This is a genomic window from Mobiluncus curtisii ATCC 43063, from assembly GCF_000196535.1.
GTDB classification, from domain to species: Bacteria; Actinomycetota; Actinomycetes; order Actinomycetales; family Actinomycetaceae; genus Mobiluncus; species Mobiluncus curtisii.
In genome coordinates this window covers 49,376-72,499 of record NC_014246.1, presented here as the reverse complement: position 1 = coordinate 72,499, position 23,124 = coordinate 49,376, and the positions used below count along the sequence as shown (strand labels likewise).

Sequence of the window (23,124 nt, the reverse complement as noted above, 5' to 3'; positions counted from 1 at the left end):
CCTTACTTTTCGTTGTATTCGGACTCAATAAACTCCTTGAGCTGCCTGCGCAATATGCGCAGTTGCTCTGTGGCCATTTCGACACGCCAGGTTTCGATTACCTCGGGCAAATTGGCGCTGTGCGCGATATTGATAAGTTGGGCATCTTTCAACGCGCTCAGAGCAGCCTCAAGATAAGCACCCAGCCGCAGCCGTTCTTCTGTGACAGATTTGCCAGCAATGCGGGCGTGGCTGGCATGGGTGGCATTGCCACCCCTGCCGGCGTTGCTGGACTTGCTGGCAATAGGTTCGTGACTCATCGTGTTCCCTTCCTCACGGTTGTTAGTGGATTATCTGGGCGCTGTTGGCGGCTCGGCGCATCGCGTCCGAAGGTGGCTCAACATAGCGTTGCGTGGTAGATACGGACGCATGGCCAAGGAGGCGCTGCACCGCCACCAGGTCACGATCACCTGCATAAGCATGGGTACCGAAACGATGACGAAGTGTGTGCATAGTCCACGGGGACGGCAACAAATTCGCGCCCAGCTTAGAAATCCACCGCGGTGTAACATGACCTCCATCTGCGCCGGGAAACACCCAGCCTGTTCCTGGCTCAGCCAGGTCACGGATTGAAGCGGCCAGGCCGTCAGTAATCGGTACAACGCGCTGCTTATTGCCTTTCCCATGCACTACAAGGGAATATCCAAGTAAGTCCTCGGTGATGTCGCCAGCATTCACCCGCGCGACCTCACCTGAGCGCAGCCCAGCCAGTGCGGCCAGCTCTAGCGCTAAACGGTGGCGGGGAGTGCAGCCAGCGAGGGCTTCGGCCAGGAGATTGTCAGGAATAGGGCGAGGCATCGGCGAACCGCGCTTTACTGTAGGCAAAACAAGTGCCGGATTCTCATACTTATAGATGCGGCTGTACCAGGCGAAAAATTGTTTCAGAGAGGCGTAATAGCTGTGGCGTGTTTCCGATTGCCACGGCTTTGCTGAAACATATTCCAGGAGCATCTCTGGTGTAACTTTTGACGGTGCGCACTCAAGACCCCTCGCAGTCGTGCGAACGTGCTGCAAACGGGTTCTGATTGTTTCAGGAGAGAGAGAACGGGCGCGCAAAGTCTTTTCCCATTCACTCAGCGGTTTTTGCCAGCCACGTGGGACTGGCCAAGGTTTTAGTGTGTTCATGCATAGATAATGACCAGCACCGTTGCTGGTCGCGAAAGCAAAGCGCCACAATAAAACGCAGCTCGATATACTTCAGGAAAAGATTTTTGACGAAAGCAGAAATTAACCCGGAGGTCGTCGGTTCAAATCCGGCCCCCGCTACTAAATAAATACCCCCTGAACTGCCTCTTTGCTCGGTTCAGGGGGTTTCTTTTTGTCTGTAACGAGGGCTCAAATACGGGGGATTTTCGCGTGTCTGCTGTCGGGCGTGTCGAGAGCTGTCGGGTGAGGGGGCGAGAAATCGGGGGACTATACCTTAGACCACCCCAACCCCAATCTAATCGCAAATTTCAGTCACCGGCGGGGTGGGTTTGCGTACCGCCAAGGTAGAGATAGCGGTGGTGATGGGGACGCTGGCAATGAGGGCAGAACCGGAAGCCAATATTTGCAAGGCTTGGGCGGCGAGAGCCTCCGTCGTGAAGAGGTCGCTGAGTGAGCGTTCAAAGAACAAAACTATCAGCATCACCGTAGAGAGTGCCGCGCCGGTGTAGGCAAAGACAATGGTGTAAATCGTCGACGCGATGTGGTCGCGTCCGATGCGCATAGCGCTTTGATAGATTTCGCGACGAGTATAGGTTGGGGCTGCCAATCGCAGCTCCCACACCGCCGAAGCTTGAGTGATGGTCACGTCGTTAAGCACCCCCAGTCCCGCCAGGATAGTGGCAGCAACGAACAGTTGGCTCATGTTGAGGTGCGGGATAGCGGCGGACAGGTCAAAGGAGGTTTCGTCAATGTAACCCGAAATGTGCGCGCTTTTCACAGCGATGGCGCCCAGCAAAGCCGAAAGCCCCAAACCGCACACGGTGCCCAGCAGGGCAGATGCGGTCCGCATGGAGATGCCGTGGGCGATGTGAATGACGATGAGCATGATGGCGCACGATCCGACCACTCCGACCCAGATGCCGGGGCGACCGCTGGCCAGGGACGGCAGCATGAAGTACACAATCACCACGGTCGCGAACGCTAGTCCTACCAGCGAAAGCGCTCCTTTGACGCGGGCGACTGCCAAAACTATCACGGCGAACAGGATGGCAAAGAGGATAATGGGCAGGTCGTGGGGGACGCCGGTGAAGGTGTAGGTGTCGGCGCCGGGTTTTTCCCCTGGTGAGCGCATGACTTGGATAGTGTCACCGGGTTTCAAGTCCGAATGTGCGCCGGGTCCGACTGCCTCCAGGGTGGTGACCTGGTTGGAATCGGGTCCACTGGTCAGACGCACGGTCAGGCGGACGCAGTCGTCTAGGTGGCTTTGCGCGCCAGAAGAGGAAATGTCGGTGTCTCGACACTTTGGCTCGAGTTTCACGATGTTGGCGCGTTCATAGGAAACTCCCGGCGCGGTCGCGAAACTGAAGTTCAGCTGGCGGACTTCTTGCAGATGGTGCCAATCGGGCCAGAGCCAAACCACTCCCGCCAAGGTCAAGACCGTAATCAAGCCCAAGGAAATTATCATCGCCAGGCGCGAAGCAGGCGAAGTCGTCGAAGCCTCTTGAGTCCGAGAAATCCGAGAAATCGAGTGAGAATGAGACACAGACAGCAAGTATATCCGTGCCAGTCACGGTTGTGCAGGGCGAATAGCTCGTCTTTTACAATGATTTCGGTGCGGAAACTGACATGGGGCATGGTTCTGGTTTCCCAGCGACAGTGCCTATTGAGAGTGTCGAAGGCAACAGGTCCGTAGGGGGAGCGGGAACACCCGCTCTGTCGACCGGTCTGCCACAACGCTGCAATCCGGTCACCAAGCGCGGCGCACACGGAGCGGTTGGCGGGGGGGATTAATGATGCGGGCTGCCTCAAAAGGTTGGGATTCACGACCAAAGAATCAGACCTGGGAAACCCGTGGTCTTAAAGTGCTGACCTGATTCTAAGGCTGCGGAAAATCGTCTTCCTGACTATAGCGGGAGTTTTAAATATGAAAAGTACGCGATTCTGGTCTTTGATGGACCACAAACAGTGGCTGGCACGAGCGGGGATGGAACCGGCATGCAAACCGGTTCAGCGAAGCTGCTCTGTGTGGGCGCATATTATGCGGGCGTAGATGGCGTTGATACCACCCCAGGGTGGGTTCCGTACAACGGTAAAAGAGTAGTTGTTGCGGCAACTGCAGGAGACGTGGGCTGGCCTTCGGATACAAGCCTGCCGGTGGGGGAGCCTAGAGGTGGTGGAGAGATTATTTTTGCGGAGTGATTCGGGCTGGTCAGTTCGCAACTTGCCGTGGCAAATGTTATCCTCAATAGTCTCGTGTTTGCGTTTCGCGCAAACCCTTAGGACCTATAGCTCAGTTGGCTAGAGCGCCACGTTTACACCGTGGATGTCGGGGGTTCGAGTCCCTCTGGGTCCACAAATATTTTCGGGCGGGTTTATCCCGTCCGAAAATATTTAAAGGGGTTGGGGACTCGAACCCGTGAGGGGCAGCGCCGTCCGAAAACGCGACAGCGTTTTCAGGCGCTGGCGTGAGAAATCGAAGATTTCGAGCGGGTGGTGATTTTGCGTAGCAAAATCACTGAGTCCTTCTGGGTCCACTTTTTTGTCGGGCGGGTTTATCCCGTCCGAAAATATTTAAAGGGGTTGGGGACTCGAACCCGTGAGGGGCAGCGCCGGGTAAATCTTGACTTGCTAGATATACGTAAGGGGTACCGCACCGGCGACAAAGCCGGAAAGGGATGGGAAAACCCAAACAAAAAACACACAATTAATCCTAAAATTCTATCCTTCATACAGAAACTTTTTGGCAGTGTGCGATTTTTCGAGGATTTTTTCGGTTGATAGGTAACTTTTCTCGCCCACTTTTGCGTGGTGGGAGCGGGCAGTCGTGCACTATGGCTAGGTTAGGATGCGCGGGTATGAGGTACCTGGATTGACTTATTCGCGAATAGCTCCGTTTTTGGCACTGAAAACCAGGAGTTCAGCGCGGGAGCGTACCGAGAATTTTTGCATGATGGCGCTCATGTGGGTTTTAATGGTGCTTTCCTTGCTTTGCATGACTTTGGCGATTTGCGCGTTGCTTTTTCCCCTCAGGGCTTCCTGCCAGACTTGCCGCTCGGTAGCGGTGAGAGCTTTTTCCCCGGCACGGAACCTGGGGTCGGGGGTGAAATTGGGGTCCTCGTAGTTGGCTATCAGCATATTGAGGGGTTTGGTAGACATGAACCTGCCACCATGGGCGACACGTTTAATCGCAGCGGACAGGTCGGCGCGGGGCGTGTCCTTGGTCAGGAATCCGTCCGCCCCGGCATCTAGGGCTTCTTTCAGCCAAGTATCATGGCGGAAGTTTGTTAACATGATTACTCCCAGGTTAGGGTATCGGGATTTGAGTTGTCGGGTGGCGGCGATGCCGTCCACTTTGGGCATTTCTACGTCCATCAGAACCACGTCGGGATGGTGGGTTTGCACTAAGTCCAGGACGTAGCTCCCATCAAAGCCGATGCCAGCCACACTGATTTCGGGATCTGCTTCGATGACTAAGCGCAGATCTTCAAGGATTTCGTGGTCATCGTCTATCAGAATGACCTGGTAGTGGTGGTGGGTGTCTGTGGTCATGATTATCCTTTCAATAGTTTTTCCAGGTCTGGAATCAGGGGGATTTGGGCCTCTGTGAGCCACATTGCGCCGATGGTGCTGGTCTCGAGGTTTCCTCCGAGGTTGTCCAGCCGGTAGGCCAAGCGTTGCAGTCCGGTTCCCCCGGAAACGTCGGGGGGTTTGGGGGATTGCCCGATGCTGTTGCTTTGAAAAAGCATCACCGTCTGTCCTTCTAGGTTTAGACTCAGCTCGACTTCACTTAGTGGAGCGGCGTATTTTTCCGCATTAGCGAGCAGTTCCGCTACGGTTTCGGTTACTATCAGGGTGTTTTCCACGGGTAGATTGTAAAGCCGTGGGTCAATGTCTGTGGTGAGGCTGATATTGGCGTGAGTCAGGTGCTTGTGGGCTTGCTCTAGGGTTTCTTTCAGGGTGAGTGCTTCCTGGTCGATGCCTAGTTGTACCCCTTCGAGAACCCGAATCAGGTGTCGCAGCCGACTGAGGGACTCGGCGGCTTCTTGCTGCAGTTCTTGTTGAATAATTTGGCGGTCGCAAGTGTTGGACTCTTCCCAATGTTGTAGGCGCAGCACCAGACGGGTGAGGTCTCGGGCGGTGGTGTCGTGGATGGCAGCGGCGATGCGTTGTTCGGTTTCTTCCTGGATGCGTCGGACGTTTTCTTTTGCGGTTTCGCGTTCCTCCACAATCACGCGTGCTGCCCAAGATAAACCAACAGTTATTAGGCTCAGGATTAACTGGCTGATGAGGGACTCAATCTGGTAGTCGAAATGTTGGAATGATGCAAAACTGGAGAGCACAGTGGCTATGACTAGCCAGCGTTGCCGATGCACTGTCCCCTCGGCGCATAGCACTAGCGAAGCCATGCTTTGAAGCAATATCGGGGTTTGTACTGGCAAGAAGATATAGAGGACACACACAGCTAACAGAATCCAGCGTCCCGGCGCGGGACGGAAAACCATCAAAATCCAGGCGGTAACTATAGGCAGTATCAACAGCCACAACCAAAGGGAGTGCGGTGGGGTTTTTATCCAAGTCCAGACCTGCCACAGGGCAAAAACAGCAAGGCTGGTCGACAAGAGCAGTCCACGCAGGGTCAGAGTGGTCATGAGCCATTGCAGTCCTGCTCTGGCGGCCACATCGAGGCGGAAGAGTCGGCTTAGTTGAGACCGAGGCATATCCATGTTTTTTATAATAAACCAGATTCCCTCTAAAGAATACAGTCATAAGAAAATGTAGTGATTTAAAAAATAATTGTGAAAAATATTCGACTTTGGTGCTGGTTGTTCTCCTACTTTAGTAGGAGAAGTTATGCGATGAAAGTTGGACAGGAATTGTTAGTAATCTCCTAGAACTCTCTTCTGGTGGTGGTAGATTGAAAACATGCACAGACCTGCATCTATTAAAAGAGTATCTCGAATTGGAAAGGAAGGTTTAAATGGCTTTGTTTGATATTAATAATATTTCTTTTCGTTATCATTCTAAGCAGGGTGATATTTTGAAAGGGGTAAGTTATACGGTGGAGTCGGGTGATTATTTGGCGATTATGGGTCCGTCCGGGTCGGGGAAGACTACGTTGCTGAAATGTATTGCGGGATTATTGTCTCCGACGGGTGGTGAGGTTCTTTATAAGGGGAAGGATACAACACGAGTGAAGCAGTCTGTGCTTAATCGGTTGCGCCGGACGGACTGGGGATTTGTGTTTCAGGAGTATAATCTGGTGGATGCAATTAATGTGGTGGATAATGTGCGTTTGCCAGCGTATTTTAATCATCAGCGTTTGAGCAAAGACGCAGTGATGACTGCTTTGGAGAGTGTTAATCTGGGGTCTTTTGCGTCGCGTTTTCCTGATGAGCTTTCAGGCGGTCAGCAGCAGCGTGTTGCTATTGCGCGGGCGATTGCGAGTAAGCGGGAGGTAGTGTTTGCTGATGAGCCGACGGGTGCTTTGGATAGTAAATCCAGTAAAGAGGTTATCTCGAATCTGACGGAGCTAAATAAAACCGGGGCGACCGTGTTGATGGTGACGCATGATCCGATGGTGGCGGCAGCGGCGTCGAAGGTGTTGTTCCTCTATGACGGCAAGATAGTACAGCAAGGAAACTATCAGTCGGCGCAAGAAATATCCAATATCCTGCTAGATATGGAGAACGCAAATGCTTGAGCTCGCGAATTTAGCCACTAGGCTATTAAAAGGTCATAAATCCCTATACCTCAGCTGTGCCGTAACGATTAGCATCGTCACTATACTTTCTTCAGCACAAGTTGCCTTAGGTATGAATCTGTCAAATCCTGCACTAGTTCATGTTGATGGCGTCTCCTCGGAAGAAGTAAGCCTGGAATTGATTCCTTTAAGAGGTGTATTGATCTTTTTAGGGATTATTCTTTTAGTGCTGAGTTCTTTTCTTATATTCTCAGCTATAGTGCAGGTGGTACAACTTCGTAGTGAAGAAATTCAATTATTAAAGTTGTCCGGAGCTTCCAAAACGCAATTAAACTCGCTAATTGCTTTTGAGGCTTTCGCGCTTGGCTTGTTTGTGGGTATCCCGTCCGCCGTAATTGGTAGCTTTTTCTCTATACCGCAGTTACAATTTTTAGGTGCTATTGGATTTTTTGGAAAGAGCCTACACGTAACATATGAATTCAATTTTATGCAGGTCTTATTTGTGGTAGGGCTAGTCATATTTGAGTGTGCTGTTGCTGGATATTTTGCGACAATAAAGGTGGGGAGTGAAAAAGAAACAAAAAGCGCTATAAAGAGGATTTCTCCGGTTACGGTTGTGTGGAGGGTTTTGCTGGCTTTAGCTATTGGGATTTTTCTTTTTGCAGTGAATCTAGATGCTTTTGGTGGTTTGTACATATTACTTGTACCACTGATGATAGTTATAGCTATTTTGTTAGTTGCACCATTGTTTATCCCTATTGTATCTAAACTGATAGGTAACGCTATTGGACTGTTTAGACCGGGCATTGGTTTATTAGTATCTCAAGTAAGTCAAAAGAATGTATTTAGGTTTTCACATTACGCGGCACCGCCTATTATATGTCTTGGGATTGTTGGCACTTTTATGGCCCTGGACTTTCCGACGTCAGAGATGCTGTATCAAGATTTTTACAATAGTTCAAAGGCTTCTTCGGTATTCATTACAGAAGGGTCAGCGGATGCTAATAAAATCTATGATCTAGTATCAGCGAAATCTGCGGATGTATCACGCATACGTGAAAGGCTAATATCGGATAAGCGAGGATATTGGAGCCTTTACTATGTTGATTTTAAGGAAAACTTTAATCTTTTAAATCAAAAACTTATTCAAGGACAATTAGATAACGTTGGAAATACAAATGTGGCCAGCAGTATATCTGGTAGTGTTATTGGGGATAAGGTTACTATATATAATGAAAATGGTGAATCTTTTGAATTAACTGTGACTGCTCTTCTCCACGACTCCGTACATGAAGGTTACTTTATAGATTGGTCGATGCTTTCTCATTTCCCGAAATTTGCGAAGTCCAAGAATACAGAAACAATGGTATTTGCCCGCGGAATTACCCCTCAGATGTCACAAGATATTGCAAAGTCTGTCAACTCTGAAGTTAAAGTACTTACTAGGTATGGCTATGCTAAGTACTTGCAAAATATGCGGCACGTACTTGCTTTTAGAGGTAATGTCGGCATGTTCGGTGTCATACTTATCATGACTTTGATAGCCTTATTGCAATTAACGATAAGTGAGGAAATCGCTCGTAGAAAGCAATGTCAACAACTACATGCCCTGGGAGTAGATAATAAGGATATCCTTAGCTTTGGATTAGCTACGGTTTTCTCTACTCAACTGGTTTCTTTATTATTGACTTTGCTCAGTCTACTATTTACAGCATATCGATGCTCTTCTGTGGCGAAAACCTCAACTATAGCGGATTTTATGTATGTAATGCCGCTAATCCTTATTTGTTGGGTATCAATTTTGCTCTTTACCTTAGTGATACAAACGCTGGCAACGCACCATTCACTACGTGCGGTACTATAAAATGTTTAATAAAGCCTCAATCAGATTGTATACTAAACAAGTTGCTGCCATAAAGTATTCGTTTATAGCTACGCTTGTGATTGGTGTGGTTACGTCTCTAGTGAATACGGTTCAACCACTACTTCTGAAATCTCTTTTTGATAACATTAACTCAATTAGTGCATATCAGATATTGGTTATTTTGGCTTTTTTGCTATTTTCCCTTTTTTGTCGGCATTGCAAGGATTGCTACAGCATACCTTTGTTAATAAAATTATCGCCAATGGTAGGAGGCAAATCACCAGGTAATTCAATACATTGATCATGAAAGTTTGATTATTGACTATAGGCGAGTTATTTCCAGATTTGTCTTAACCCCCTTTGTGATGGCTTTTAGCCGTAATTTCCTGCCAGATTGCGAGCAAAACTCTGCCCAGATGTCTGGTTCGCGCTCGAACACCCCCGACGCGATAGAGTACACCCCGTGCGAGTGGAAAATTTGCTGCCCAGAGGGCTGGTGTCTTACCTGGACGCGGACCGGATTCAGCGTGAGACTTGGGCGCAGGTACGTGATGGGGAACTGGACCACACCCTCATCTTGGGACAGTTCGAACCGACCTATACCGCCGGACGCAACACCCACGACAGTGACCTCATCAACAAAGACTTGCCGGTCATTCGCACCGACCGGGCCGGGTCGCTCACCTGGCACGGTCCGGGTCAGCTGGTGATCTATCCGGTGGTGAGGCTACGCGAGCCGGTGGACCTGATTGCCTACATTCGCGCTGTGGAGGGCGCGGTCATTGACGCGGTTCGCGGCAATTGGGGTCTGGACGTTGAGATTGTGCAGGGTCGCGCGGGAGTGTGGCTGCGTTACCGTGATGCCGCGGGGCGCACCGCCACTGAGCGGGGGACGGGACGCGACCGCAAACTGTGTGCCATCGGGTTGAAAGTCGTGCAAAACGCGACCCTGCACGGGTTGGCACTCAACATTCACCCGGATTTCAGCCACGCGTTTACGGGGATTATTCCTTGCGGTCTCAACGATGCCGGGGTCACCTCCCTGTTCGAGGAGGGGATCGAGACGGACTTCGACACCGCCGCAAAAGTCGTGGTGGACCAGCTCACCGTGAAACTCACCCCCTTGCTGGCTCCGTTTTCAGAAATTTAGGGACCGAAGACCCTGACGCGAACCAACGAAGTGGTCTAGCATTTAGCTTATGAACACAAAGAAGTCTTCAGCTCGTAAGCCCTTTGACCGTCCCAGCAAAGATACTTATGACGTCATCGTCGTTGGTTCCGGAGCTGCCGGTCTGTCCGCTTCTCTGACTGCCGCGAGGCGTGGTCTGAAAGTTTTGATGGTCGAAAAAAGCGATCAGTGGGGAGGTTCGACCTCCAAATCTGCCGGCATGGTGTGGGTACCCGGTAATAACGTTTTCGCTCGACTCGGGGGCTCGGATTCCACTGACCTGGGTCGCCAGTATATGAAAGCGACCGTGGGGGACTGCACCAGCGATGAAATGATTGACACCTTCCTGGAGGAAGGCAAGAAGTGCATGGACTTCCTCACCGCTTCGTGCCCCCACCTGGAGTTTAGGCGGATGGAAGGCTACCCCGACTATTGGTTGGATGCACCGGGCGCGGCAAAAACCGGGCGTGGCGTTGAAGCAGGCGCTTTCGATTCTCGCCTGTTGGGGCCGTGGGAGAAAACGCACGTCAAGGCGTACTTCCGCCCGATGTCTCCGGTGGACATGAACTCTTATGATTCGGCCGATTTGCTGCTGGCAATGACCGACCCTCGTCCCTGGATACGTGGCATGAAACTGTTGTGGCGCAACCTGAAACATTACGCCAAAGGCGCCCGCCCGCTCACTATGGGCGCGGGCTTGACCGCTGCCATTATGTACTCCGTCCTGCGTGAGGGAGTGGAAGTGAAACTGCAAAACGCCCTGGTCGACTTCCTCATCGGAGACGGCGACGCGGGCAAGAAAGGCAAAGGCGAGCAGCGCGTGACCGGTGTCGTGCTGGAACACAATGGCACCCGGTACCCAATCAACGCGACCCACGGCGTCATCCTGGCTTGTGGTGGCTTTGAACGCAACGAAGTCATGCGGCAAAAGTACCAGCGTCATCCCATCACCGGCACCTGGACCGTGGGTGTGGAAGGCAACACGGGCGACGGCATCGAACTGGGCATGAAGCATGGCGCCGCCATCGACAACATGGCTGACGCCATCTGGTCGCCGGTCATTAAGCTGCCGCGCACCGAAGGGTTCCAGCCCATCGTGATTGAGGACGAGGAACGCTTCATCATTCCCGACCGCTCCCTGCCGCACACCATGATGGTCAACGGCAAGGGTAAGCGGTTCATGAACGAAGCCCTGCCCTATTGCGCGGCTGGTCAAGGTCTGTATGGTGGTGTCTTTGGGAAAGGCGAGGGCGACGCTGAGAACATGCCGGCATGGCTGATTTTCGATCAGCAGTTCCGTGACAAATACTTCTTTGCCTACGGTCATATGCCACGGGTGGAGCTGCCTGACGTTTATTACGAATCCGGTGCCCTGGTACGTCGCGACACCCTGGATGAGCTGGCTGAAGCCATCGACGTGCCATCAGCAGCCCTGGCGGAGACGATTGAGCGGTTCAACGGTTTCGCCGACCGCGGCATCGACGAGGACTTCCACCGCGGCGAAAACGAACACGACAAGTTCTATGCCAATCGTTACCATCACCCGAACCCCTCGCTGGGACGCTTGGAAAAGGGTCCGTTCTATGCCACCCAGGTCTATCCCGGCGACATTGGCACGGCAGGCGGTCTGGTCATCGACACCAAAGCCCGCGTGACTCGTGAAGACGGCAGTGTTATCCCCGGTCTGATGGCTGCCGGCAACACGACCAAGTCGGTCATCGGTCACACCTACACGGCCGGAGGCACCTCCATCGGGGCGGCGCTGGTCTTTGGTTACATCGCCGCTAACACCGCTGCTGACGAGGCTTTCGCCGACAATCCCGTGTTCGTAGCGCACTAGCCCGACCGGGTCAACAGACTTTCCGGGAGCTTCACCGCGTGGTGAGGATCCCGGATTGTTTTTGTCGCGTGTGTCATATCGCAGGAACGGTAGTGAGGCAGGCAGAAAACGTGGGTAAAATGGACAGAGAGTGTCCCCAAACCGACTGAGAGAGAGCCACTATGTCCACGCTGGAGTCCGCGCAGCATCGAAAACTGTTGCGCCTGGAAGTGGCGAACGCGCGCAAACCCCGTGAAGATCATCCGCGTTGGCTGCGGGTGGTGGCAAAAGCTGGGACGGAATACCAGGAAATGCGTTCCCTCATGCAGGGAGCGGGACTGCACACGGTTTGCGCCGAAGCGGGATGCCCCAACATTTTTGAATGCTGGGAGGACCGGGAGGCGACTTTCCTGATCGGCGGGGCAGTGTGTACCCGGCGGTGCGGGTTTTGCGATGTGGCTTCGGGTAAACCGGAGGGGTATGACCGCGACGAACCGCGTCGTCTCGCGGAAACTGTCAAGCATCTGGGGCTGAAGTATGTGACGGTCACCGGGGTGTCTCGTGATGACCTGGAAAACGGGGCGTCGTGGCTCTATGCAGAGTCGGTGCGCCAGATTCGCGCGCTGTGCCCCGAAACCGGAGTGGAACTGCTGGTCGATGATTTTCAAGGTAAATCGGTCGCGCTGGAGGAAATTTTTGCCAGCGACCCCCAAGTCTTTGGTCATAACTTGGAAACGGTGGCGCGCCTGATGCATACGGTGCGTCCCGCCTTCACCTACGCGCGTTCCCTGGACGTCATCACCCAAGCCAAACAGTTCGGGCTAATCACGAAGTCGAACCTGATGCTGGGGCTGGGCGAAGAACCCGAGGAAATCGAAGCGACCATGCGCGATATGCTGAACGCGGGGGTAGACATCTTAACCCTGACCCAATACCTGCGCCCCTCCGAGCGGTACCTGCCGGTGGTGCGCTGGGTCAAGCCTGAAGAATTTGTGCGACTCAAGGAGCTGGCGTTGGACATGGGGTTCGCCGCCTGCATGTCAGGACCGCTGGTGCGCTCCTCGTACCGTGCCGGCAAGCTGTGGGCACAGGCGATGCGGCACTACGAACGTTGCATTCCGCCCCAGTTCGCGCATCTGGAACAGGACCGTCCCCCGGCTCGTCAGGAAGCCGAAGCGGTTGTGGAACGGGAAAAACAGCGGCAATCGTGCGCTTGAGTGCGCGGGCGGTCGCTTTGGGGGTTATTGGAACAGTGTCAAAAGTCCTTGCCGGTCAGGTTTGCCGTTTGAGTTCAGTGGGATGCGGCTCACGAGGCGCAAGGCTCGGGGGAGTTCCGCTTTCGTCAGGTAAGGGCGGGCGAAGTCTTGGAGTTGTTCCAAACTGAGCGGTTCCGCGTTTTCGGGAGTGTCGGGGGTTTGTACCACCACCGCTGCCACGATTTCACCCCAAGTCGGGTCGGGAACCCCAACGACCCGCGCTTCTGACACCCCCGGATGACGCGAGAGCACCGCGGCGACCCGCTGGGAAAAGACCTTTTCCCCGCCGGAGTTAATCGTGTCAGTCAGGCGTCCCACCAGGTGAAGGAAACTGTCTGCATCAAAAAATCCCAAATCCCCGGTCCGTAACCAGCCCGTTTGCGGGTCAATCAGGGCGGCGTTCAGTTCCGGATTTCGGAAGTATTCCCGCGTCACGCTGGGGCCGCGGCATTCCAGCTGGCCAATCACTCCAGGTTTGACCGGATTTCCCGCACCGTCAACAGCGCGCAGCTCAATATGCGGAAACGCCCGACCCACTACCAGTTCGCGCCCCGCCATGACATCCGTGGTCAAGGCGGCTCCTGAAGCGCTTTGCTCGGTCATGCCCCAAATGTTGATGGGGTTCCACCCTAAGCCAATCATGTCAGCGGCCAGCTGCTCATCCCACGGCGCGCCGCCCACCAGGGCTTTTGTAAACCGAGAGGTGTCCACTGGGCGCCCGGATTGCGCCGCCTGCCGGACCTCGCGCACCAGCATCCGGTACATGGTCGGCACCGCGAACATCATCTGGACCCGATACTTCTCGATAGCGGCGAGGATAGCGGCCGCATCGAACTTCTCAAAAATAACGACCGTACCGCCGTGGGAAAAAATATCCGTCGTCGTGCCGTTGAACCCGCCGATATGTGACAGGGGAGCCGTGACCGCCTCGACGGTGGCAGCAGAATACTCGAAAACTTCGCGGAAATTCGTGCAGCCCCACCATAGGTTTTTGTACGTCAGCAGGGTGCCTTTCGGGTGAGCGGAGGTGCCGGAGGTATAGATAATCGCGCCGGGTACATCGTCCCCGCATTCGGGCAGGTCGTCCAGCATTTTGGTGACCGCGAGCGCCAACGTCACGGGTGGGGTCGAGTCGTCGCGCGGCTCTAGACAATCCTCCAGGTCAGAGTACGTCACCAGGCGGGGGCGAGGAGTCGCGGTGGGGTCGCAGTCCGCCAGTTTTTCGTTCTGGGTGGGGTCACAAATAATGATTTTCGGTTCACAATGCGCCAGGATTTTCGCTAACTCCGGGGCGGGGAGGTTTTGATCCAAGGGCACTGTAATCGCCGGAATGGCGGCGGCAGCCACGAAAGTCAGCAAATGCCACGGGGAGTTTTTCCCGATGACAACCACGCGCTCGCCGGGAACGACGCCCCAAGACCGAAACTGGGCTGCCAGCCTGGTGGCGCGTGCCAGCGTCTGTGCCACGTTCCAAGTCGGCGGGGCAAAACTGGGTTCAGCGATGGTCTCGGCGCTGATTCCCTGGGCAATCCAAATCATCGAAGTGCGCCCAGGGTGTCGCAAAGCGGCTGCTTGCAGGAATTTCATCGGGGAATAATCGACCACTGTTGAATCATACCAAGATTGCTGGATTGGTAAGATGAGCATAAGTCGCTCAATGCAATGCTAGGGGATTATAAAAGCATTGACGGAATGTGTGACATAACTGTAACATTTTAAATGTGTTTCCTAAAGCTGAGGAGGATACGATGTATTACAAAATAATACCTATTTTGGTAATAGGATTTTCTCTGGTTTGTCTTGGGAATGCTCCGGCATTGGGTGTAGGCGATACTTCACTGGTAAAGGATTCAATCAATTCACAGGATTTTATGACCAGATTCGAGCAAAAGTATCCTGAAATATTTTCTTTTGGTAAGTGGGATCAAGAAACGAATAAATTCGTTATGGGAGTGAAAGGTGAGATGCCCCTAGAAGCAGAACTCGCTGCCAAAAAGTTTGCGACTGACTTCAAAGTTGATGAGAATACTGGTTATTCACAAAAAGAATTATTCGATGCAGCGGCCTTTCTGGTTCGGCATGTTGAAAGCGCTGTCGGGGTAATAGATTCGGATTCCGTATTTACGACCATTGATCCGACTACCCCTAGTATAGGTTTACAAATTGATAACTCTGTGCAGCAAAAACTCAAATCAGATTTGATTTTTGGTCTAGAGTCTATTTCTGACGATTTACAGGATAGAAGCGCCACAAACCTTGGCTCAAAATTGTTAAACACAGATAATCCTAAACTCCTCGCAAAGCTCAAAATCGACATGAATATAGGCAATGTTAGCCGCGAAGAGCAGGCGCTTTACGGTGGCGGTCGTATCTCTGGTAGTGATATTGGATATTGCACCACAGGTTTCACTGCTTCAAAATCAGGATATTCTAGTGGAATTCTTACAGCTGGTCATTGTTTGGTCGGAACCTCACCGATAGTTTAAGGGATGGAAAATTCGAACATTTCCTTGAAAAGGGTTACCAGAGTAAAAAATCATACAGCTGATGCCGGGTTTCTCTCTGCCGCGGGATATGTGACTTCACCTATATTCTGGAGCCTCCCCAACGGGGGGTTAACCACTGTAACGTGGAAGTTTACACCTTCTATAGGGCAAAAGCTTGCCTTTAAGGGAGAAACATCCTCGCGAAGGATTTACGACTTTGTATCAGGGTACGTTTGTGGAGGTACTGCAGGATGTGGAATGATGTACACGAAGAGAGGCGTTACGTTGGGTGGAGATTCCGGTGGTCCATGGTTTAGCAGCGGTGGGGCGGCAGGTATACACGGAGGACTCGTTACAATGTCGGATGGAACTTCTCACTCTTACTTTACAACGATATCTAAAGCAGAACAAGTAACAGGCGCAACTGTGAAACTAGGATAAAGTGTTTGATGTAAAACTCCCATCTTATGCATTCGTTGGCTTTATTCTAGTTGTGTTTTTGTCATTGACGGCTTGTTCCGTGGAGGTAAACGATACCGCTGCTCATCCCGAAACTGAAAATAGAAATTCCGATACCGGTCATATTATGGATTTTGGAATCGAAAAACACGATACGGACGGAATGATTTATTACGCATGGAGTAAACAACTCTCTCAATTTACGGATCTTGGTCATGGGGAGTTAAAAATGATTGAATCAGGTAATGCAATCTGCTTAACCGATTCCCAGAGTGGACAAAATTACGGTATAGTATTACCTGAAGAAGCAAATTTTACGAATGATCTGTTCTCTTTTGAAAACGGAGCCTCTTGGAGTGTTGGAGAGACTGCTGAACAGCATAACTTCTTTGTCAAAGAACCGAGGTTATATAATATAAGCGAGAGCATGAAGAAATCCCAGCAGGAAATTATCAAGGCCTGTAAAATGGATAATCAGAGAATCTTTTTCTTAATTCCAGGATTATAGTTTCAGCTTTTTCTTTTCGTAACTTTCATATGTAATTAATGCCACCACCCGGTATGATGGACGCATGAGCAATGAGGCATTGACTGTTTGTGACCTATGTGAGTGGATGGACGCGCATTTTGCGCCCGAGCTGCAGGAAGATTGGGACCGGGTCGGGCTGATTTGCGGGGATCGGGGCGACCCGGTGACGCGAATTCTGCTCGCGGTGGATCCTGTCGAGCCGGTCGTGGACGAGGCCCTCGAGTGGGGTGCCCAGCTGGTCATTACGCACCACCCCCTGTTCCTGCGTGGCACTTCTTTCGTGTCCACGGATACTGCCAAAGGTCGGGTGGTGCATCGCCTGATTCGTGGCGGGGCTGCCCTGTTTAACGCCCACACCAACGCGGACTCGGCACACGATGGGGTCGCGGAAGCCCTGGCCCAAGCAGCGGGGCTGGACCCGCAGACCTGGCGGCCGCTGCAGCCCGCCCCCGCCGACACGTCCTTGGGCATCGGACGAGTTGGTCCGGTCACGCCCACCACTGTGGGGGAGGTCGCCAGCCGCCTAGCGAACCTATTGCCCAGTTCGCCAGCAGGTTTACTGGTGGCAGGGGAGTCTGACCGCCCAGTCAAGACGGTGGCGGTCAGCGGCGGATCGGGTCAATCCCTGTTGCCCGCAGCCTTAGATGCCGGCGCAGATGTGTTCGTGACCGCCGATTTGCGCCACCACCCAGCGCTGGATTTCCTGGAGATGGACGGGGCTCCCGCCCTCATCATGCCGTCGCATTGGGCCAGTGAATGGATGTGGCTGCCCCGTTTAGAAACAGCGTTGAACCTGTGGGCAGGTGAAATCGGCAAACCCCTGGAAACTAAAATCAGCACGGTTATTTCCGAACCCTGGGACGCCTATATCCCCACCGTTGCCGACGAGGAGACTACGCCGGACGATGCCGGTTGCAGTTCGGTAAACTATTAGCTGTAATCGCGTTAAGATTTACTAAAAGACCACATAGACCCAAGGAAGAAGTCAATGAAAGCTGCGCCCGAAGACCAAGAAAAACTTTTGGACCTGCAGGTCCTGGATCGAAAGATTGCCGGTTTGAAACACTCTCTGGCCAGCATTCCGGCAGCGGTGCGCGCCGAACAAATCAAGGTTGAGCAAGATGAACTGCGTACCAAGTTGGCTTTGGCTACTTCCGCCCGCAACGACTTGAACCGGGCTTTGAAGCAAGCCGAAGGAGAGGTCAGCAAGGTCCAGGAGCGGGCGAAAACTCAACGTGAACGCTTGGATTCGGGTCAGATGAGCCCCAAAGAAATGGAACGCATCCAAGCCGAACTCGCTCAGCTGGCGACTCGTCAGGGGGAACTGGAAGATAGTGCCCTGGACGCATTGGATGCGTTAGAACGTGCCAGCAAAAAAGTAAAACTGGTGGAAAACCGTCGCGCGGAGCTGGCTGTTGAGCTCGACGAAGCGCAAACCGAAGCGGGCAGCGTTGCCGGTGAACTGCAGCAGGAACTGGTCGGACAGCAAACCGAGCGAGACGAACTGGTCGCCACGATACCCGCGGATTTGCTGCGGGAATACGAAACTTGCAAGCGGGCGACCGGCGGAATCGGGGTCGTAGCGGTTAGTGGCAACCAGTCAGTCGGGATGGATTTGGAATTTTCGATGGCAGAAATTTCGCGTTTAAACGTCGCCGCTCCCGATGATGTCATCGTCAGCGAGGACCACGAAGTCATTTTGGTGCGTAAGTAGTACAATAATCGGGCGGAAAAGCCGGGCAGGTAGTCGCGGGCGAGTCATTCGATAAGCTCGAGGAAAGTCCGGACTCCACAGGGCAGGGTGATGGCTAACGGCCACCAGGGGCGACCCTCGGGACAGTGCCACAGAAAGCGAAACCGCCCCACCGGGCTTATGCACGGTGAGGTAAGGGTGAAAAGGTGAGGTAAGAGCTCACCGCGCGGCTGGTGACAGTCGTGGCAGGGTAAACCCCACCCGGAGCAAGGCCAAGCAGCAGGCTGGGCGGCCCGTTCAAAGCCTGCGGGTAGGCTGCTAGAGAGGTCGGGTAACTGGCCTTCCAGAGAAATGGCTACCGGCGCGCGGCGGCAACAAAGCGCGTTACAGAATCCGGCTTACGCCCGGCTTTTCCGCTCAAATCAACCGGTTCGCAACTGCGGGGGCACAAGTGGGGGAGACGGCCTCTCCGGGCAACGGAAGTTCCTGGTTCGGCGGCAATGCCAAATGCAAAACGCTCCGGGACGCCGCAGCATCCCGGAGCGAAACATTAGTAAGCTCGGCTCAGACTCCAGCCGCCAGCGCGGCAGCCCCCGCGATGCCAGCTTGGTTACGTAGCTGGGCAGGGATAATCGGGGTTTTCAAATCCAGCAGCGGCAAGAACTTGTTGTGCTGACGAGAGACTCCACCGCCAACCACGAACAGGTCCGGGCTGAATAGCATCTCCATCGTTGAATAATATTTTTGCAGACGCTTCGACCACTGCTTAAAGGACAGTTTCTTGGCTGCTTTCACGCCGGAAGAAGCGCGACTCTCCGCGTCTTTGCCATCAATCTCGATATGTCCCAGTTCGCTGTTAGGAACCAGAATCCCGTTATAAATGAGAGCGGTGCCAATTCCAGTGCCCAAGGTGGTGACGATGACCAGACCGGGCACATCGCGCGCCGCGCCGTAACGAACTTCTGCGTAACCCGCAGCATCTGCGTCATTCACGCACTTGACCATGTGACCGGTGTACTTGCGCAACAGGACACGGACATCAATGCCAGCCCATCCCTGGTCGAGATTAGCAATAAACGGAACCAAATCATTCTTAACCGGAGCCGGAATTGTCAGCCCCAAAGGCATGTCCTCAGGAACGCCCTTTTCCTCAATGATTTGACGGCATACTTCCGCCACGGCCTGTGGGGTCGAATGTGCGGGAGTTTTAATTCTCAGGCGATCGCCAATAAAATCGCCGGTTTCCAAATCTACATAGGCACCTTTAATACCGGAGCCACCAACATCAATCCCAAATCCAGTTGCCACAAAAGTCCCTTTCGCGTGGGGGATGAACTTGGCAAATACTCTATGGTAAAGGCTGTGATTTCACCAAATTACAGCCCGAATCCAGAGCCATGGGGAGTGGTCAATCCACCCCGGCGATAACAAACTATCAATCCTGGTGGTTGCTGGGCCAGGTGAGAATTTCTCCGCCGTCCTCGCGCACCACGAGGGTGTGTTCAAACTGGGCAGTGCGTCCCCGGTCGCGGGTCACCACGGTCCAGCCGTCCCGCCACTGTTCCCAAGCGATAGAACCCATAGTTAGCATCGGTTCAATGGTGAAAACCATGCCTTCTTCCATGATTGTGTCATAGCGGGGGGAATCGTAGTGCGGAATAACCAGCCCGCTGTGGAAAGCCTCGCCGACGCCGTGACCGGTGAAATCCTGCACCACTCCGTATTCAAAACGGCTGGCATAGGACTCGATAATTCGCCCGATAACGTTGATGGAGCGTCCCGGTTTGCAGACTTTAATGGCGCGCATCATGGCTTCTTTGGTGCAGTCGATGAGCTGCTGGGACTCGGGGTCAATCTCACCGACCGGGAACATGGCACAAGTATCGCCGTGGACTCCGTCCTTATAAGCGGTAATGTCCAGGTTAATGATGTCGCCCTCCTCAAGCGGTCGGTCATCCGGAATGCCGTGGCAGATACACTCATTGACCGAGGTACAGATAGATTTGCGGAATCCCATATAGCCCAGGCAAGACGGGTAGGCGCCGTGATCACAAATAAACTCGTGCGCCACACGATCCAAAGCATCGGTAGTCACCCCAGGAGCGATATGCTTGGCAGTTTCCACGATGGCGTCAGCGGCGATACGTCCGGCTTGGCGGATTTTTTCAATTGTTTCCTCGCTTTTCACATCGGAGGCGGTGACCCGTTCCGGTCCGTCATGGAACATGTATTCCGGGCGGTCGATGTGAGAGGGAACCGGTAACGTAGCGGAAATGCGTCCTGGTTTCAGGTTTCCCAAGGGCGCGCGGCGGGCGAGTTCATCAGTTCGAGTTTTCTTGTGTAACACGGTAGTAATTCTTTCGATTCAATAGTTCGGAAGTCGCCTCTGCGGGACGACCTAATTCTCATGGTAGTTTTCGGGAGCCGGGAAAGTCCGGTTCACCACGGCATCACGGTAGTTTTGGGCAGCGTGTTTCAGTTCCGCCCCCACCTGACCAAACACTTGGGCGAATGAAGGCTTCCAGTCTTGCATACCTGCCATATCAGTCCACACCAGGACCTGCCCAGCGGCATCCGGACCAGCGCCGATACCGATGATGGGAATGTTGAGCTGGTTGACTGCAGCGCGTGTGGTCGCGGCGGGAACCATCTCAAAGACAATCGAGAACGCTCCCGCGTCTTGCAAGGCCAGTGCGTCCGCTATCAGCTCTGGAGCAGCATCGGAGCGCCCCTGCAGACGTTTGCCACCCAGGTGGTTTTCGGACTGGGGAGTGAAACCGAGATGTCCCATCACGTTGATACCGGCATTCACGATGGCTTTGACCTGGGGCAGGATGCGCCTTCCGCCTTCCAGCTTCACCGCGGCGGCCCCGGCGCGTACCAGCACGACGGCGGTATCCACGGCTTGGGCAGGGCTGGACTCGTAAGTCCCGAAAGGCATATCCGCCACAACCAGAGCTCGTGAAGCCCCTGCGGCGACCGCGGCAGTGGCACGAACCATGTCGTCTAAGGTCACCCCCACGGTGGAGGACATTCCTAACATAGTGGTGCCGTAGGAATCACCGACCAGAATCATGTCAATTTCTGCCGAATCAATAATCCTCGCGGTAATCGCATCATAGGCAGTCAGCATCGTCAGCGGACGTCCGGCTGTGAAGTACTGCTGGACGTGCTGGACGCGAAAAGGTTTTCCAGGCTTGGGGCCAATGTCTGGATGGTGTTTGTGCATAGTCACTCCTTGATTCTGTCCCTATGTCCCTATACATCCTATGACTTTGTCGCGGGCAATAGTTCCTCAGGTAGACTTTTCCTCAGCATCAGATGCCTAAACGTTTTAAGATATTGGCAGACTGGGTACAGTCCGGCAGCAATTTTGAGAAAGGCGAAAACACATGGGTTGCACGACTATTTTGGTGGGAAAGCACGCTTCGGCGGATGGTTCGACAATTATGGCGCGGACCGACGACTCGGGACACGGGTCTTTTGAAGCGAAACGATTTGAGGTCATTGCCCCGGAGGATTTGCCAAAAACCTACCGTTCTGTCCTGTCCCACGTCGAAATCCCCCTACCGGAGACTGGTTTGCGCTATACCCGTTTCCCTGACGCTAGCCCCCATAAGGGTCTGTGGGCAGGTGCGGGAATCAACTCGGCTCGCGTCTCGATGACTGCCACCGAGACGCTGACCTCGAATGAGCGCGTGTTGGGTGCCGACCCGCTGGTTGAGTTGCGTGAATCCCAAGGGGTTGAGGGTCAGGACGGCTACGTGCCGGAACAGCCCGGTGGCATCGGAGAAGAAGACATGGTGGTGTTGGTGCTGCCCTACATTAAGACAGCTCGTGAAGGTGTGCTGCGGTTAGGGGAATTGCTGCAAAAATATGGCACTTACGAGATGAATGGCATTGGTTTCGCCGATAATGACGACGTGTGGTGGCTCGAGACAGTAGGGGGGCATCATTGGCTGGCGCGGCGTCTGCCCGAGGAATGCTATGCGGTTATCGCGAACCAGTTCAGCCTCGATGACTTTGACTTTGAAGATGCTCTAGGGGAGGGGCGCGATTACCTGTGCTCGCCGGATTTGCGAGAATTTGTGGCAGACAATCATCTGGACACTGCACAAACCGACGGTCAGCCGGTCCAGCGGTTCAATCCGCGCCTGGCTTTTGGGTCACGTTCGGATTCGGATCACACCTATAACACGCCACGAGTGTGGGCATTGCAACGATTCCTCAACCCCACGGACGCATCTCGGTTTGGTTTCCAAGGAGATTCCCGCCCAGATTCAGATGACTTGGATTGGTGCCTGATTCCAGAGCGTCTCATCACTATGGAGGACGTGAAATACACTCAGTCCTACCACTATCAGGGCACTCCGTTTAATCCTTACGCGAGGGCGGAACAAGCTCGGATTGGTGGGGCTGATCAGCGCGGTATGTATCGCCCGATTGGGATTAATCGCACTAATTTCGTGGCAGCACTCCAGATTCGCCCCGACAAACCTGCCACCACCACCGGACTGAACTGGATAGCCTACGGAGCGATGCCGTTCAACGCCCTGGTGCCGTTCTATGCCAACGTGCGGCACACCCCGGAGTACCTGGAGGCGACAACCGAGCGAGTCACCACTGAAAATCACTATTGGGCGAATCGGATTATTGCGGCTCTGGTGGATGCTCACTATCATCAGACGATTCCGCACGTCGAGCGTTACCAGCAAAAGGTCGTGGCGGCGGCTTTACAGGTCGTGGCGCGGACCGACCGGGCAGTGGCTGAGCTGGGTGAGGACGCGGCAAATAACATGGAAGACTCTCGCGTCTACGAACTGCTAGAGGCTGCTAATGCTGAGATTGCTGACATGTTGAAACGGGAAACGGATGACTTGCTGGATAAAGTCCTGTTTGACGCCAGCCTCAATATGCACAATTCGTTCTCACGTGATGATGCCTGAGCCGGCAGGAAGTTTCAG

General features: G+C 53.5%; 20 protein-coding genes, 1 tRNA gene and 1 other RNA gene. 13 read left to right on the top strand and 9 right to left on the bottom strand.

Going from position 1 to position 23,124, the window contains the following annotated elements; genetic code table 11:
• Window positions 1-2: 2 nt before the first annotated feature.
• The 3 genes from HMPREF0573_RS00310 to HMPREF0573_RS00300 form a co-directional block, all read right to left on the bottom strand.
• A complete protein-coding gene (locus tag HMPREF0573_RS00310; protein WP_013188552.1) occupies window positions 3-299 on the bottom strand; it encodes a hypothetical protein in 297 nt (98 codons plus the stop codon).
• A gap of 22 nt (window positions 300-321) precedes the next feature.
• On the bottom strand, window positions 322-990 hold the full coding sequence (locus HMPREF0573_RS00305) for a tyrosine-type recombinase/integrase (RefSeq protein WP_013188551.1): 669 nt from the start codon (window positions 988-990) through the stop codon (window positions 322-324).
• 490 nt (window positions 991-1,480) lie between these two features.
• Window positions 1,481-2,728, bottom strand: a complete 1,248-nt coding sequence (locus HMPREF0573_RS00300) for a YibE/F family protein (protein ID WP_004008088.1) — start codon at window positions 2,726-2,728, stop codon at window positions 1,481-1,483.
• A 736-nt stretch (window positions 2,729-3,464) separates the two neighbouring features.
• On the opposite strand from HMPREF0573_RS00300, the gene HMPREF0573_RS00295 reads away from it, so the two are divergent.
• Window positions 3,465-3,538 (top strand) — tRNA-Val (locus HMPREF0573_RS00295).
• A gap of 521 nt (window positions 3,539-4,059) precedes the next feature.
• On the opposite strand, the gene HMPREF0573_RS00285 is transcribed toward HMPREF0573_RS00295, so the two are convergent.
• Together HMPREF0573_RS00285 and HMPREF0573_RS00280 are read right to left on the bottom strand one after the other, a co-directional pair.
• Window positions 4,060-4,734: a response regulator transcription factor gene (locus HMPREF0573_RS00285; RefSeq protein WP_004009816.1), complete on the bottom strand. Its 675-nt coding sequence runs from the start codon at window positions 4,732-4,734 to the stop codon at window positions 4,060-4,062.
• A 2-nt stretch (window positions 4,735-4,736) separates the two neighbouring features.
• Window positions 4,737-5,909, bottom strand: a complete 1,173-nt coding sequence (locus HMPREF0573_RS00280) for a sensor histidine kinase (RefSeq protein ID WP_013188549.1) — start codon at window positions 5,907-5,909, stop codon at window positions 4,737-4,739.
• A gap of 254 nt (window positions 5,910-6,163) precedes the next feature.
• On the opposite strand from HMPREF0573_RS00280, the gene HMPREF0573_RS00275 reads away from it, so the two are divergent.
• The 5 genes from HMPREF0573_RS00275 (at window position 6,164) to lipA (ending at window position 12,954) form a co-directional block, all read left to right on the top strand.
• Entirely contained in the window at window positions 6,164-6,886 is a 723-nt protein-coding gene (locus HMPREF0573_RS00275) for an ABC transporter ATP-binding protein (protein ID WP_013188548.1), read from the top strand.
• Window positions 6,879-8,750 carry an FtsX-like permease family protein gene (locus tag HMPREF0573_RS00270; protein WP_013188547.1) on the top strand — a complete coding sequence of 624 codons (1,872 nt, stop codon included), beginning with the start codon at window positions 6,879-6,881 and terminating at the stop codon, window positions 8,748-8,750. The genes HMPREF0573_RS00275 and HMPREF0573_RS00270 overlap by 8 nt, the downstream gene beginning before the upstream one ends.
• Window positions 8,751-9,213: 463 nt before the next feature.
• Complete coding sequence (lipB, locus tag HMPREF0573_RS00265) at window positions 9,214-9,900, top strand: lipoyl(octanoyl) transferase LipB (protein WP_041797838.1); 687 nt, start codon at window positions 9,214-9,216, stop codon at window positions 9,898-9,900.
• 49 nt (window positions 9,901-9,949) lie between these two features.
• Window positions 9,950-11,758 carry an FAD-dependent oxidoreductase gene (locus tag HMPREF0573_RS00260; protein ID WP_013188545.1) on the top strand — a complete coding sequence of 603 codons (1,809 nt, stop codon included), beginning with the start codon at window positions 9,950-9,952 and terminating at the stop codon, window positions 11,756-11,758.
• A gap of 161 nt (window positions 11,759-11,919) precedes the next feature.
• Window positions 11,920-12,954 carry a lipoyl synthase gene (lipA, locus tag HMPREF0573_RS00255; RefSeq protein WP_013188544.1) on the top strand — a complete coding sequence of 345 codons (1,035 nt, stop codon included), beginning with the start codon at window positions 11,920-11,922 and terminating at the stop codon, window positions 12,952-12,954.
• A gap of 24 nt (window positions 12,955-12,978) precedes the next feature.
• Here the strand turns inward: lipA and HMPREF0573_RS00250 are convergent, their stop codons facing one another.
• A complete protein-coding gene (locus HMPREF0573_RS00250) occupies window positions 12,979-14,598 on the bottom strand; it encodes a class I adenylate-forming enzyme family protein (RefSeq protein WP_236589579.1) in 1,620 nt (539 codons plus the stop codon).
• Window positions 14,599-14,741: 143 nt separating this feature from the next.
• Between HMPREF0573_RS00250 and HMPREF0573_RS00245 the strand changes: the two genes are divergently transcribed.
• The 6 genes from HMPREF0573_RS00245 to rnpB all read left to right on the top strand — a co-directional run bounded on the left by HMPREF0573_RS00245 (window position 14,742) and on the right by rnpB (window position 18,576).
• Complete coding sequence (locus HMPREF0573_RS00245) at window positions 14,742-15,479, top strand: S1 family peptidase (RefSeq protein WP_236589580.1); 738 nt, start codon at window positions 14,742-14,744, stop codon at window positions 15,477-15,479.
• Between the two features lie 3 nt (window positions 15,480-15,482).
• Window positions 15,483-15,920, top strand: a complete 438-nt coding sequence (locus tag HMPREF0573_RS09745) for a chymotrypsin family serine protease (RefSeq protein ID WP_169311384.1) — start codon at window positions 15,483-15,485, stop codon at window positions 15,918-15,920.
• 1 nt (window position 15,921) lies between these two features.
• Window positions 15,922-16,446 carry a hypothetical protein gene (locus tag HMPREF0573_RS00240; RefSeq protein WP_236585903.1) on the top strand — a complete coding sequence of 175 codons (525 nt, stop codon included), beginning with the start codon at window positions 15,922-15,924 and terminating at the stop codon, window positions 16,444-16,446.
• Window positions 16,447-16,510: 64 nt separating this feature from the next.
• Window positions 16,511-17,401, top strand: a complete 891-nt coding sequence (locus HMPREF0573_RS00235) for a Nif3-like dinuclear metal center hexameric protein (protein ID WP_004008075.1) — start codon at window positions 16,511-16,513, stop codon at window positions 17,399-17,401.
• 54 nt (window positions 17,402-17,455) lie between these two features.
• Window positions 17,456-18,181 carry a zinc ribbon domain-containing protein gene (locus HMPREF0573_RS00230; RefSeq protein WP_004008074.1) on the top strand — a complete coding sequence of 242 codons (726 nt, stop codon included), beginning with the start codon at window positions 17,456-17,458 and terminating at the stop codon, window positions 18,179-18,181.
• 17 nt (window positions 18,182-18,198) lie between these two features.
• Window positions 18,199-18,576: RNase P RNA component class A (gene rnpB / locus HMPREF0573_RS09405), an RNA gene on the top strand.
• 148 nt (window positions 18,577-18,724) lie between these two features.
• Here rnpB and ppgK read toward each other — a convergent pair.
• From ppgK to panB, 3 genes are all read right to left on the bottom strand, one after another.
• Window positions 18,725-19,468 carry a polyphosphate--glucose phosphotransferase gene (ppgK, locus tag HMPREF0573_RS00225; RefSeq protein WP_004008073.1) on the bottom strand — a complete coding sequence of 248 codons (744 nt, stop codon included), beginning with the start codon at window positions 19,466-19,468 and terminating at the stop codon, window positions 18,725-18,727.
• Window positions 19,469-19,595: 127 nt separating this feature from the next.
• Window positions 19,596-20,507: a type I methionyl aminopeptidase gene (map, locus tag HMPREF0573_RS00220; RefSeq protein WP_004008072.1), complete on the bottom strand. Its 912-nt coding sequence runs from the start codon at window positions 20,505-20,507 to the stop codon at window positions 19,596-19,598.
• Between the two features lie 51 nt (window positions 20,508-20,558).
• A complete protein-coding gene (gene panB / locus HMPREF0573_RS00215; RefSeq protein ID WP_004008071.1) occupies window positions 20,559-21,389 on the bottom strand; it encodes a 3-methyl-2-oxobutanoate hydroxymethyltransferase in 831 nt (276 codons plus the stop codon).
• Window positions 21,390-21,552: 163 nt separating this feature from the next.
• Here panB and HMPREF0573_RS00210 point away from each other — a divergent pair, with 163 nt between their 5' ends.
• Window positions 21,553-23,106, top strand: a complete 1,554-nt coding sequence (locus HMPREF0573_RS00210) for a C69 family dipeptidase (protein ID WP_004008070.1) — start codon at window positions 21,553-21,555, stop codon at window positions 23,104-23,106.
• Window positions 23,107-23,124 lie beyond the last annotated feature (18 nt).